Origin of the sequence: Paenibacillus enshidis (assembly GCF_042136365.1) — a bacterium.
Lineage (GTDB): Bacteria > Bacillota > Bacilli > Paenibacillales > Paenibacillaceae > Paenibacillus > Paenibacillus enshidis.
Map to the genome: position 1 here is coordinate 285,939 of NZ_JBHHMI010000004.1, position 12,889 is coordinate 298,827.

10 protein-coding genes are annotated in these 12,889 nt (G+C 51.5%); all 10 read left to right on the forward strand.

Annotated features, from left to right (window positions below):
• The first annotated feature begins 132 nt into the window (after nucleotides 1-132).
• The 10 genes from dapG to ymfI all read left to right on the forward strand — a co-directional run bounded on the left by dapG (nucleotide 133) and on the right by ymfI (nucleotide 12,802).
• A complete protein-coding gene (dapG, locus tag ACE41H_RS07485) occupies nucleotides 133-1,350 on the forward strand; it encodes an aspartate kinase (RefSeq protein ID WP_375354444.1) in 1,218 nt (405 codons plus the stop codon).
• A 29-nt stretch (nucleotides 1,351-1,379) separates the two neighbouring features.
• On the forward strand, nucleotides 1,380-2,243 hold the full coding sequence (gene dapA, locus ACE41H_RS07490; protein ID WP_375354446.1) for a 4-hydroxy-tetrahydrodipicolinate synthase: 864 nt from the start codon (nucleotides 1,380-1,382) through the stop codon (nucleotides 2,241-2,243).
• 270 nt (nucleotides 2,244-2,513) lie between these two features.
• Nucleotides 2,514-4,193 (forward strand): ribonuclease J, encoded by a 1,680-nt coding sequence (locus ACE41H_RS07495; protein ID WP_375354447.1) that lies wholly within the window; start codon nucleotides 2,514-2,516, stop codon nucleotides 4,191-4,193.
• 340 nt (nucleotides 4,194-4,533) lie between these two features.
• Nucleotides 4,534-5,355 carry a ClpP family protease gene (locus tag ACE41H_RS07500; RefSeq protein ID WP_375354449.1) on the forward strand — a complete coding sequence of 274 codons (822 nt, stop codon included), beginning with the start codon at nucleotides 4,534-4,536 and terminating at the stop codon, nucleotides 5,353-5,355.
• Nucleotides 5,352-5,561, forward strand: coding sequence for a YlzJ-like family protein (locus ACE41H_RS07505; RefSeq protein WP_375354451.1), 210 nt, complete (start codon nucleotides 5,352-5,354; stop codon nucleotides 5,559-5,561). Before ACE41H_RS07500 ends, ACE41H_RS07505 begins: the two co-directional genes overlap by 4 nt.
• 102 nt (nucleotides 5,562-5,663) lie before the next feature.
• Nucleotides 5,664-8,288, forward strand: coding sequence for an FtsK/SpoIIIE family DNA translocase (locus tag ACE41H_RS07510; protein WP_375354453.1), 2,625 nt, complete (start codon nucleotides 5,664-5,666; stop codon nucleotides 8,286-8,288).
• Nucleotides 8,289-8,446: 158 nt separating this feature from the next.
• A complete protein-coding gene (gene sleB / locus ACE41H_RS07515) occupies nucleotides 8,447-9,307 on the forward strand; it encodes a spore cortex-lytic enzyme (protein WP_375354520.1) in 861 nt (286 codons plus the stop codon).
• 159 nt (nucleotides 9,308-9,466) lie between these two features.
• Nucleotides 9,467-10,747: an EF-P 5-aminopentanol modification-associated protein YfmF gene (gene yfmF / locus ACE41H_RS07520; RefSeq protein ID WP_375354454.1), complete on the forward strand. Its 1,281-nt coding sequence runs from the start codon at nucleotides 9,467-9,469 to the stop codon at nucleotides 10,745-10,747.
• Nucleotides 10,748-10,749: 2 nt separating this feature from the next.
• Complete coding sequence (gene yfmH / locus ACE41H_RS07525) at nucleotides 10,750-12,030, forward strand: EF-P 5-aminopentanol modification-associated protein YfmH (RefSeq protein WP_375354456.1); 1,281 nt, start codon at nucleotides 10,750-10,752, stop codon at nucleotides 12,028-12,030.
• 1 nt (nucleotide 12,031) lies between these two features.
• Nucleotides 12,032-12,802: an elongation factor P 5-aminopentanone reductase gene (gene ymfI, locus ACE41H_RS07530; protein ID WP_375354458.1), complete on the forward strand. Its 771-nt coding sequence runs from the start codon at nucleotides 12,032-12,034 to the stop codon at nucleotides 12,800-12,802.
• Nucleotides 12,803-12,889: the final 87 nt, after the last annotated feature.

The window sequence follows — 12,889 nt, forward strand, 5'->3', positions numbered from 1 at the left end:
ATTCGCTGCAGCGGCAAAGGGAAAAAGAAGTAGATTGAGCAAGCAAGCCGGAAAAAATACAGCATGAGATTGTTTGGCAGGAACGGATATTGAAAAGCCTGTTCCTGAGGTGCACATGGTGGAGGAGAAATTATGGGGATTTTAGTACAGAAATACGGGGGAACTTCGCTTTCCACACCTGAAGCCAGAAATCTGGTCATCGGTCACATCAAGAGGGAATTGAAGAACAACTTTCAGCTTGTAGTAGTTGTATCGGCCATGGGTCGCAAGGGTGAACCGTATGCAACGGATACGCTGCTCGATTGGGCGGCAAGCAACGGAGACGGTCTGCCTGACCGCGAACGGGATCTGCTGATGTGTTGCGGAGAGATTATTTCTGCAGCCACGCTTTGCGGCCTGCTCGAGCGGGAAGGAATTTCCGCCACGGTATTGACTGGAGCACAGGCAGGCTTTATAACCGACAGCCAGTTCGGGAATGCAAGAATTCTGGACATCCAGCCTGCACGTATTCTGGAGGAACTAGGGCGGGATCGTGTTGTGATCGTAACCGGCTTTCAGGGCCAGACGGAAAACGGAGATTTCACGACACTTGGCAGAGGCGGGAGCGATACATCAGCTACTGCGTTAGGGGCCGCCCTCCATGCGGAAATGGTCGATATTTATACGGATGTCAACGGAATTTTAACCGCAGATCCAAGAATTGTGGAAGATGCCAAACCGCTCACTTATGTCAGCTACACGGAAATTTGCAATATGGCGCACCACGGAGCGAAAGTGATCCACCCGCGAGCCGTGGAAATTGCCATGCAAGCGAACATTCCTGTACGGGTACGTTCGACCTTTTCCGAGAATGAAGGTACATTGGTGACGCATCCGGAAGGCTTCAAGGATGTTCAGTCAGGTGTGGTTGACCGGTACGTGACAGGCATCGCCTACGTTGGAAATGTGACCCAGATAACTGTTGAGTCAGAGGAAGCGAATCATCATCCGCAGTTAAAGGTATTCAAGGCGATGGCCGCAAGCGGGATCAGCGTTGATTTTATTAATGTGACTCCAACAGGCGCGGTATACACGGTCAGTGACAGTGAAGCCCCCAAAGCGGCTAAAATATTGCGGGAAATGGGCCTGAACCCAAAGATGATCTCTGGCTGCGCGAAGGTATCGGTGATCGGGGGCGGCATCAACGGCGTGCCCGGCATTATGGCGACGATTGTCGAGGCCTTGGCGGAGGCCAACATTCAGATTCTGCAGTCTGCCGACTCCAACACAACCATTTGGGTATTGGTCAAAAAAGAGGATATGGTGCAGGCGCTGCGCGCGCTTCATGCCAAATTCGAACTACACCGTTAACCGGGTATGGGGCTATGAAAGGAGGCAGCATGATGGATTTTGGAAGATTGATCACAGCAATGATCACACCATTCGACGAGCAAGGCGAGATTAATTGGGATGCGACATCCGATTTGATTGATTATTTGATCGAGGAGCAAAAATCCGACTCTCTCGTTGTATCGGGGACGACCGGTGAATCCCCGACACTTAGCGATGAGGAAAAAATCAATTTGTTTTCTTTTGTAGTGGAGAAGGTGGCCGGACGCTGCAAAATTATCGCAGGCACGGGCAGCAACAACACGCGCCATTCCATTCATTTAACCAGGGAGGCCGAGCGTGTGGGCGCGGACGGCGTTCTGCTTGTAGTTCCTTATTACAACAAACCGAATCAGGAGGGTATGTACAGGCACTTCGAGGCGATTGCCCGCTCTTCTTCCCTGCCTGTCATGCTTTATAATGTGCCGGGAAGAACGGCGGCAAGCCTGACGGCAGAGACTACGCTGCGTTTGGCCCAAATCAGGAATATTGTGGCAATCAAGGAATGCGCTTCATTGGAGCAGGTCACACAGATAACAGCTGCCGCACCTGGCGGCTTCAAGGTGTATTCCGGTGACGATGCCTCGGGCCTTCCAGCCATGGCTGTAGGCGCTTATGGGATCGTCAGTGTAGCCAGCCATGTGGTTGGCTCGGAAATGAAGCGGATGATTGAAGCCTTTACGGGCGGACGCCCTGATCGGGCAGCAGCTCTGCATCAATCGCTTTTTCCTGTGTTTAAAGGCCTGTTCACATGCCCGAATCCAGTGGCTGTCAAATATGCATTGGAACTGAAGGGAATTGCCGCCGGTTCTGTCCGTCTGCCGCTTGTGGCGCCAACGGAGCAGGAAGCAGACTTCATTCGCTCCCTGTTTTGAAAAATAATTTGATTAGGGCAAGACAGAAGCGTTTCCGATGAGGAACGCTTTTTTTTGTTTTGCCCGAACTGGTGTGGTTAAAGGGAGTAGACGGCCTGCGTTCATGGTTTTTTGCAAAACGGGAAACCTAACTGCAAAGAAGAGGGCGACTTGTGTTTTCGCTTTTTGATCATGTATAATGGGGTCAAGTGACTGGGTGCGGTATTTTTTTGAAAAATAAATAACAAATTAAGGTACGACGTCCAACTACCATAGGAGGTTTAGATTCATTTGTCTAAAAAAGCCAACAACGATAAATTGATGATTTTCGCTTTGGGCGGCGTCGGAGAGATCGGGAAAAACATGTATGTCATCCAATATGCCAACGACATTGTTGTCGTGGATTCGGGACTGAAATTTCCTGAGGAAGATATGCTCGGAATCGATATCGTCATTCCTGATATTTCCTACCTTACGGAGAACCGTGACAAAGTGAGAGGCATTGTGCTGACACATGGCCATGAAGACCATATCGGCGGTCTGCCGTATGTGCTCAAGCACCTGAACGTTCCCGTTTACGGGACGAAGCTGACCTTGGGGCTTGTGGAAAACAAGCTGAAGGAGGCGAATTTGCTCGGGGAAACAAAGCGGATCATGATCAATGCCGACTCCGAGATCAAACTGGGGTCGACCCTGAAAGTGTCATTTTTTAGCACAAATCACAGTATTCCGGACTCGGTCGGTGTTTGCATCGACACACCTGAGGGTGCTGTTGTTCATACGGGCGACTTCAAGTTTGACCATACTCCAGTCAATGGTCAATACGCGGATTTGCAGCGGATGGCTGAGATTGGAAGCAGGGGGGTGCTGGCGCTTTTATCAGATAGCACCAATGCTGAGAAGCCTGGCTTCACACCTTCGGAGAAAAGTGTAGGCATCGTGCTTGAGGATATTTGCCGTAAATCCCGCCAGCGGGTTGTAGTTGCAACCTTTGCTTCCAACGTGCACCGGATTCAGCAGGTGGTGAATGCCGCCGAGAAGACTGGCCGCAAGGTGGCTGTGATCGGACGCAGCATGGTGAATGTCGTCGGTATCGCCCATGATCTCGGATATTTGCAAATCCCGGACGGCATGCTGATTGAGCCTGAGGAAGTCGGCAAAATGGCCGCCGATCGGGTCGTCATCCTGTGCACCGGCAGCCAGGGAGAGCCGATGTCGGCACTGACACGCATGGCTCGCTCCACTCACCGCAAGGTGGATATTCTGCCTGGAGATACGGTTATCATTGCCGCAACTCCTGTACCGGGCAACGAGAAATATGTCGGTCGTACAATCGACGAGCTGTTCCGTTTAGGTGCGGAGGTTTATTATAGCGGAGCAAATTCAGGCGTGCACGTGTCCGGTCATGGCAGTCAGGAAGAGCTCAAGCTGATGCTCAACCTGATGAAGCCGCAATTTTTCATTCCAATTCACGGTGAATACAGAATGCAGCGCAGACATGCTTTGCTGGCTGAGTCGGTTGGCGTGGATCATGACAATATTTTTATTACGGATATCGGCGATGTTGTCGAAATTCAGAACGGTGCCGCGCGCAAAGCAGGAAAAGTGACGGCAGGCAATGTGCTGATCGACGGATTGGGTGTCGGCGACGTAGGCAATATTGTGCTGCGTGACCGGAAACTCCTGTCACAGGACGGAATTCTCGTTGTTGTCGTTACGCTCAGCAAGCAGGATGGCACCATTGTGTCCGGTCCTGATATCATCTCCCGCGGCTTCGTGTATGTCCGCGAATCGGAAGGGTTGCTGGATGAAGCTAATCGCATCGTTTCCAGCACTTTACAGAAGCTGATGAGTGAGAATGTAAATGAATGGGCTTCGCTTAAAACCAATGTCAAAGATGCGCTGGGTCGTTTCCTGTATGAGCAGACCCGACGCAGACCGATGATTTTGCCGATTATTATGGAAGTGTAGTTCTATAGTCGCATAAGGCACACAGTCGCCTCTCTCTGCTGAAATATTGGACGGTTTCCGCAGAGGGAGGCTTTTTTTATTTTGATAGTATAAAATCTTCCATTTTAATACCATACTATTCGTTATAAGTGTGTGTTCAAAAAGTCAGGTTTTCAGCACCGAGAAGGTTGGATGAAGCAGGGACTGAGGAGCGGAGCGTACTTGAGGTACGTGAGCACCGGAAGACCCGGCTGAATTCAAGATTCGATGTCGAGTCCGCTTTCTGACTTCCTTCGTGATCAAAAGATGACTTTTTGAACTACCTCTATAGCGCATTTATTAATGAAGGGATGGGTTAAGTATGGTATCTTATGGCGGTAATACGGAAGGGGAGGCGGAAGAGCAAAACCCCCAAACCGGAGATAAAAAAATGTCCCAGGTTGTAGAAAGTATACAGCAACTCGGACAGACTGGAGTACCTGTTGCGGAATCCAATATTTTTTGCATGACCATTATCGGACAAATTGAAGGGCATTTTATCCTGCCTCCGCAAAACAAGACGACCAAGTATGAGCATATTATCCCCCAGCTGGTAGCTGCGGAGCAAAATCCCCGTATAGAAGGGCTGCTGCTGGTGCTGAACACGGTTGGAGGCGATGTGGAAGCAGGCTTGGCCATAGCGGAGATGATCGCTTCCCTGACCAAACCGACCGTAACGGTAGTCATCGGCGGCGGTCACAGCATCGGTGTGCCCATCGCAGTATCGGCGTCTTACTCGCTCATTGCGGAAAGCGCCACAATGACCATCCATCCGATCCGGATGAGTGGTCTGGTGATCGGGGTACCGCAGACCTTCGAATATATGGAGAAAATGCAGGAACGGGTTGTGCGGTTTGTGACCAGTCATTCCCGCATCTCGGAGCAGCATTTCAAAGAACTGATGTTCAAGACAGGAGAGCTAAACCGTGATATCGGTACTGCTGTGGGAGGTCATGATGCTGTCAAATACGGGCTCATGGATGCGGTTGGCGGCATCGGAGATGCGTTGACCTATCTGAATAAAGCCATCATCGAAAGACGGCGCAAGGCGCCGCAGGAAGTGATTCCTTCCCTGCATGGCGGCGCAGTGCAAGGGCATTCCGGAGCGGCGGCTCCCGCACAGCAAGGAGGACTGCCCCAATGACGCACTATTCTATTGTGCCGATGGAGCTGGTGCTTGAGGGCTTGTGGAAAGAAGCAGGCCCGCTGCAGGAAATCAGGGCGGAGGGGTGCCTGATCCAGGTAAGAGCCGAGGGGGAGAGAAGAGGGAGCATCGTAAGGCTGCTGGATTGTTCTCTTGATGCTTACTTGAACCCGAAACTGGCTCCTGGCACCAAGATTGAGTGGTAATCCACCCATTTATCCATGCGGTAGGAAAGCAAGATGCTTGTCGAAAAAGAACATATGTGCGGATGCGGGTGGACGTGGTATAATATTCTTCTGGGGGTGACCATGATGGCCAGAAGACGCAAGAAGAAGAAAACGACACTGGGGAGCGTCCTGAAATACGAAATATACGGCATTGTTCTGATTACACTTTCAGTTATCGCCCTGTCCGGTGAAGCGGCGGTCGGCCGCTCATTATCCAAGATGTTCGGTCTTGTGCTGGGCAAGTTTTACTTTGTCATACCCCTGATCGGCATTTTTTACGGTTTGATGGTAATGATACACCGGAAGTGGCCGAACAAATGGAATGGCCGCAAGAGCGGGTTGCTTTTATTCGTGCTTACATTAACACTAATGAGCACCATTTCCTCCATGGAACAGCGGCTTGGCCCGATTGGAGCGCTGCAGCCGGGGAATGTGATGAATCAAATACATATTGATTTGCGGGACGAGCTGTTTGCTGCGGATGAAGATCAGCATTCCATGCTGAATAAGGAGATCAGCGGCGGATATGTTGGAGCTGTGGAACTGATGATCCTGCTCTGGCTGTTCGGGCTGATGGGAGCCAAGCTCATTATGCTTGTCATGTTTGTGATCAGCTTTATGCTTGTTACGCAGCTTTCCTATGTGGATTTGGGACGCATTCTGCGCACCAAGGTGCTGAAAACAGGCAGCAGCCTGCAGCGTAAGTGGGAGGCAAGAAAGTCCCCGATCCCGGTTGTGGAAAGCGGCAGAAGCAGAAAGGGCAAGCCTGTGCCTGTTCCGGAAGACGAGGAGGAGTTGGACGACGATTATGAAGAGCTGCCCTCACCGCTCAAGCGGAAGCAGCCATTGTTCTTTCAGTTATTCGGTTCCAGCAAAGCTCCGGCGGATGCTCATATGACGGAAGACAAGGCGGAAGGAGAAACGGCGTTTAATTCATTGGCGTATGAAGACCGGTACGATGACGTGGAAGGAGATGGGCATTCATCCCCTTTTATTGCTGCTGAACCCGCAGCGGCGGAGATAAGAAGCTCGCCGATCATCAGGGACTTCCTTGAGCAGGTCCGCACGGAAGAAAGCGAGCTATACGACAAGGAAGAGGAGAACAACCTCCCGCCGCTTGCGGATGCTGAAGCGGACATGCCGCCTACTGCCGGAGTGGAAGCAGAAGCAGAGAAGGGCGAAACAATCGAGGCACAGGCGGACAGTGCGCCAGCAACCGAAGCCGGAGAAGGTCTGTCGAACGGCGGATCGGCCCCTCAGGCACCGGCTCCGCCGCCTCCGAAGCCTTACAAGCTGCCTCCATTCAAGCTCCTGTCCAAGCCGCAAGGCGCAGGCAAGGGAGGCGGACAGAAGGACTATATGCAGACGGCGCGCAAGCTTGAGGCTACACTGGAAAGCTTTGGTGTACGCGCCAAGGTGCTTGAAGTTGTTCGTGGACCTGCCGTAACCCGTTACGAGATCCAGCCGGACATCGGGGTTAAGGTAAGCCGTATTGTAAGCCTGACTGATGACATTGCGCTGGCCCTGGCCGCCAAGGATATTCGGATGGAGGCGCCGATTCCGGGAAAATCCGCTATCGGCATAGAGGTTCCGAACAGTGAGGTATCGGTGGTGACCATGCGCGAGGTGATGGAAACTCCGGTGTTTCAGGAGTCGGAGGCCAAACTGTCCATTGCGTTCGGCAGGGATATCGCGGGGCAGACCATTATCGGCAATCTGGCCAAAATGCCCCATTTGCTTGTAGCAGGGGCAACCGGTTCAGGTAAATCGGTATGCATCAACGGCATTATTACCAGTATTTTGTATAAAGCTAAACCCGATGAAGTTAAATTTTTGATGGTCGATCCCAAAATGGTGGAGCTGAATGTCTATAATGGCATTCCTCATCTGCTGGCACCTGTCGTGACCGATCCGAAGCGGGCTTCGCTGGCTTTGAAGAAAATTGTTGTGGAGATGGAGAAGCGTTATGAGCTTTTCTCCAAATCGGGAACGAGGAACGTAGAAGGCTACAATCTTCTGATGAAAGACAATCCGGCAGCTGTACTTCCGTATATTGTGGTTATTGTGGACGAGCTTGCCGACCTGATGATGGTGGCCGCCGGCGATGTGGAAGACGCCATAGCCCGTTTGGCCCAAATGGCCCGCGCCGCCGGCATCCATCTGATCATTGCCACACAGCGCCCATCGGTTGATGTCATTACAGGTGTAATTAAGGCCAATATTCCTTCGCGGATCGCGTTTGGCGTTTCGTCCCAGGTCGACTCCCGCACCATTCTGGATATGGGCGGAGCAGAGAAGCTGCTGGGACGCGGGGATATGCTGTTCATGCCGATGGGGGCTTCCAAGCCGGTTCGTGTGCAGGGGGCGTTCTTGAGCGACCAGGAAGTCGAGAACATCGTGACCTATGTCCGCGATCAGGCGGAAGCCCAGTATGATGACACACTGGTGCCGGAAGTTGAGGAGAACGCAGGCGAATCGGATGATACACTGGATGAGTTGTACGACCAGGCTGTGAGCATCATTCTTGAGGCAAAACAGGCGTCTGTATCCCTGCTCCAGCGGCGCATGCGCATCGGATACACCAGGGCCGCCCGCCTGATCGATTCCATGGAAGCACGCGGTGTGATCGGCCCTTATGAGGGAAGCAAGCCGCGGGAGGTTCTGATGTCCCTTGAGCAGTATCAGCAAAATAAAATCAGTTCCTGAGGGGAACGTGGCCAGCCGTTCAAGCGATTAGCTTGAACGGCTCTTTTGTCACTCAAAACCTTTCAGTGGGTCCGGGGCGGTGTGAATAGTCAGGCTTCTCCCTTGTCATAATAAGCGTAGCCATCCTGTTCATCCCACAAAGAAAGGTAGAGCGAATGATGAAAAAGACAGCCCTATGGATATGTACGGGTGTACTGGCGGTTACGGCCGTAATATATTCAGCCTTCCTTGAGTCCGGTGAAAAACAGAGCGACAATCAGCCTCCACAGCAAACTGAGACTCATGAAGCGGAACCTGCTGAAGCGGTCTTCAGCAGCAAGCCGATTGCCTACGGCTCTTACGGTCAGGATGTCTATGAACTGCAAAGCCGTTTGAAATTGCTTGGCTTTTATTATGGAAAGGTGGACAGTCAATTTGGAAGTAAAACTTTAGGGGCGGTAAAATGGTTCCAAGGCGAATTCGGCATAAAACCCGACGGCGTCGTCGGCTCTAAAACAAAATTGAAGCTGGTGAATGCCACCGGGCATTGGAAGCCGACCGAAACGCCTCTGCACAAGCAAGGCACCAAACGGCAGGCGTCGAGCAATGGCGGGGCAAGGGATGGGGTAAAGGCAGCCTCCACAGCCGAAGTTGTTTCTCTGAGCCCCGGCAGAGCGAACGGCCTGTCCGAAAACGAACTGAAAATGATGGCGAATGCCGTTTACGGGGAGGCGCGCGGCGAGCCGTTTGAAGGGCAGGTTGCTGTTGCGGCGGTTATTCTGAACCGTGTGAAATCACCCAGTTTTCCCAATACACCGTCAGGTGTAATCTTTCAGCCGGGGGCGTTTACAGCAGTGGCTGACGGTCAAATCTGGCTGACGCCGAATCCACAGGCCCGTAAGGCAGTCCAGCAGGCATTGAACGGCTGGGACCCATCAGGCGGATGCCTCTATTATTTCAATCCAAAGACGGCAACCTCCAAATGGATATGGACACGTCCACAAGTGAAGAGGATTGGGGAGCACATTTTCTGTATGTAGCCTTGCCAATGAATAGAATAGGGAGTTTTCCGCTATTAAAAACCGGCAACCGGAGCTTGTCTCCGGTTGCTTCTTGCCTTTTTGATCGTTTACAATAAAAATTGGCACAGATTGCCGTTCGTGAAGGAATTAAAATGACGTCGCAAAGGAGTTTTGGACTTGATAAAAACAGGATTTGAGCGCGGCAGCCGGCGGCAGCTGCGTATTCACGTGATGCCGACCAAACGCTTTAAGACGTATGCGATATCGCTCTACGCTGGAATTCCTTTGCAGGAGACCACCGTTTCAAGTGTGGCTTTGACCCCGTTTGTACTGAGACGCGGAACGGCTTCCTATCCGGAAACCATCCAATTCAGGGAGCAGCTTGAGCAAATGTATGGAGCCGGCTTCGGGTTCGATATATATAAAAGAGGAGATTACCAAATCGTCCAGTTCCGGATGGATACCATTAATGACAGCTTCGTAAGCAGCACGGACAGCTTGCTCGACAGATCTTTTTCGTTTCTCGGGGAAGTGCTGACGCGTCCGGTCATGGAGAATGGCGCTTTCCGCGGGACTTATGTGCAGCAGGAAAGGGAAAATGTGCGCAAAAAGCTGGAGGCGATCGTTAACGACAAAATTCGCTATGCAGGTGAACGCTGTGTAGAGGAAATGTTCAAAAATGAGCCTTTCCGCCTTCACCCGCTCGGACAGCGCTCCGATCTGGATGCGATCGGTCCGGACAGCCTCTACAAGGCTTACGAAGATTGGCTCGCAAACGCCAGCATGGATCTGTATGTGGTAGGGGACACGTCTCTGGAAGAGGTGGAAGGGCTTGTAGACCGTTATTTCAGCCTTGACCGCTCTTCTGCGGCACAGTACAGAAGTGCTGATATATCTGCACAGCCTCGTGATGTTCAGACCGTTGTTGAGCGCCTTGATGTAAATCAGGGGAAGCTGAATATGGGCTTCAGAACCTCGATTACTTACAGCGACGATCAATATGCCTCTGCGCTGATGTATAACGGCATTCTTGGCGGTTACCCGCATTCCAAGCTGTTTGTGAACGTAAGGGAAAAGGCAAGCCTTGCTTATTATGCTTCTTCCCGTTACGACGGACATAAAGGTCTTGCCACCATTCAGTCCGGAATTGAAATTCCCAATTACGAAAAGGCCGTAAGCATTATCCGTCAGCAGCTTGACGATATGCGCAAGGGCAGCATCAGTGAGTTGGAAATGAGCCAGACGAAAGCCATGATCCGCAATCTGCTTAAAGAGATGCAGGATTCCGCGTTCGAAATGATTGCGTTTGACTTTAACAGAGAGCTTTCCGGCAAAGAAAGAACAGCTGAGCAACTGCTTGAGCAGGTAGAAGCGGTATCCGTCAAGGACGTGCAGGAAGCGGCACAGACTTTTAACCTGGATACCATTTATTTCTTGAGAGATCAGAAGGAGGAGTAGCCGTGCAGAGCATAGCATATGATCATTTACAGGAGACACTGTATTTCGAGGTAATGGATAATGGCCTGCACGTGTACGTGCTTCCCAAACCGGGATTTCAGAAAACGTTCGCCACGTTTGCCACGAAATATGGCTCCATTGATAATCACTTCAAGGTTGAAGGGGAGGAAGAGATTAAGGTTCCGGACGGAATCGCCCACTTTCTTGAACATAAAATGTTCGAAAAAGAGGATGGAGACGTATTTACGAAGTTCTCCTCGCACGGTGCATCTGCCAACGCGTTTACCAGCTTTGAGCAGACCGTATATCTCTTTTCGGCAACCGAGCATATTTACGATAACCTGGAGACGCTGATCGATTTTGTGCAGGCGCCATATTTTACGGATCAGAGTGTGGATAAGGAAAAAGGCATCATCGGCCAGGAAATTAACATGTACCAGGATAACCCCGATTGGAGAAGCTATTTTGGCCTTATTGAGGCTTTGTACTCCAAGCATCCTGTACATATTGATATCGCGGGTACGGTGGAGTCGATAAGCACGATTACAAAGGAAACGCTCTATACCTGTTACAATGCTTTTTATCATCCCAGCAACATGCTGCTTTTCGTGGTAGGAGGGGTGGAGCCGCAAAAGGTATTCGACCTTGTCCGTAAAAACCAAAGCGACAAGGATTATAAGCCGCAGGGCAATATTGAGAGAATCTTTGAGCAGGAGCCGGCTGGTGTAGCCCAGGAAAGACGTGAAGCAAGGCTGGCGGTATCCCTCCCCAAATTCCTCTTCGGTTTTAAGGAGAAAAAGACCGGTCTTACTGGGCCAGAATTGCTCCGTCATGATCTGGAAAGCAAGCTGATGCTTGATCTGTTGCTCGGCTCCAGCACACAGCTTTATCAAAAGCTATACGATGAGGAGCTCATTTCGGACAGCTTTGGCCATGAATACAACAGCTCGCATCATTATGCTTTTTCGGCCATCGGCGGCGACACCAAGGACCCGGACCGTCTGCTGTCCCGCATCCGTGAGGAAATTGAGGCGGTCAAAGCAAGCGGATTTGCGGAGGAGCATTTCGAACGGGCTCGCAAGAAAAAAATCGGCGGTTATTTGCGCATGCTCAACTCCCCGGAAAACATTGCCCATGAATTTACCCGCCATCGCTTCAGAGGAAGCGATTTGTTTGAGGTGCTGCCGGTCTATGAAAGCATCACCCTTGAGGATGTGAACCGTCGCCTGCGAGAGCACACAGACTGGGGGCAGATGGCCGTTTCGCTGGTGGTGAGTCCGTAACATGGAGAAAGAAACCGGAGCGGTTAACAAGGCATTAGGGGAAATGACGGTGCTGGTGACCGGCGGAAGCCGTGGCATCGGTGCGGCCATTGCGGAGCGATTTGCTTCTGTGGGCATGAATGTGGTGATTCATTACATGAAATCCCACGAAGAGGCCAACGAAGTGGCCCGGCGTTGCATGAACTATGCCGGCTCCGTGATGACGGTCACTGCGGATCTTCGCAGCAAGGAGCAAATTTTGCGCATGCGGGAAAAGCTGGAGAACCACGGACTAAAGCCTGATATTCTGGTTAACAATGCCGGAATATCCCACTACGGACTGTTATCGGACGTGAGCGAGGAAGAATGGGATGATGTCATGGCCGTCAATGTAAAAGGCACATTTCTGTGTACACAGGCTTTTCTGCCACATATGATTTCACAGCGATATGGCCGGATTATCAACGTATCTTCCGTATGGGGGCTATCCGGCGCATCGTGCGAGGTGCTTTATTCCTCAACCAAAGGGGCAGTAAATGCCTTCACGAAAGCATTAGCCAAAGAGGCGGCACTTTCGGGGGTAACGGTTAATGCGGTCGCCCCGGGCGCCGTAGATACGGCCATGCTGGAGCATCTTGATCCCGGCGAGCTGGCAGAGCTTCAGGAAGAAATTCCAGCCGGAAGACTGGCGAAGCCGGATGAAATCTCTTCGCTTGTGTATTTCCTGGCGCTGCCTGAATCCGGGTATATCAATGGCCAGATTATTAGCCCGAACGGCGGTTGGGTAACCTGATTGGCTGAAGAGGCAGCTTTGGCGGAAACCTCCAGCATAGCCGGGATTGACAAGGCGCATATTACATCTGTAGATTTTTTAAAATCT

Coding starts and splice junctions, on each gene's coding strand:
- sleB (WP_375354520.1), top strand. CDS start 8,447: ATGAAAAAGACAGCCCTATGGATATGTACGGGTGTACTGGCGGTTACG.
- ACE41H_RS07500 (WP_375354449.1), top strand. CDS start 4,534: ATGGTATCTTATGGCGGTAATACGGAAGGGGAGGCGGAAGAGCAAAAC.
- dapG (WP_375354444.1), top strand. CDS start 133: ATGGGGATTTTAGTACAGAAATACGGGGGAACTTCGCTTTCCACACCT.
- dapA (WP_375354446.1), top strand. CDS start 1,380: ATGATGGATTTTGGAAGATTGATCACAGCAATGATCACACCATTCGAC.
- ACE41H_RS07505 (WP_375354451.1), top strand. CDS start 5,352: ATGACGCACTATTCTATTGTGCCGATGGAGCTGGTGCTTGAGGGCTTG.
- ACE41H_RS07510 (WP_375354453.1), top strand. CDS start 5,664: ATGATGGCCAGAAGACGCAAGAAGAAGAAAACGACACTGGGGAGCGTC.
- ymfI (WP_375354458.1), top strand. CDS start 12,032: ATGGAGAAAGAAACCGGAGCGGTTAACAAGGCATTAGGGGAAATGACG.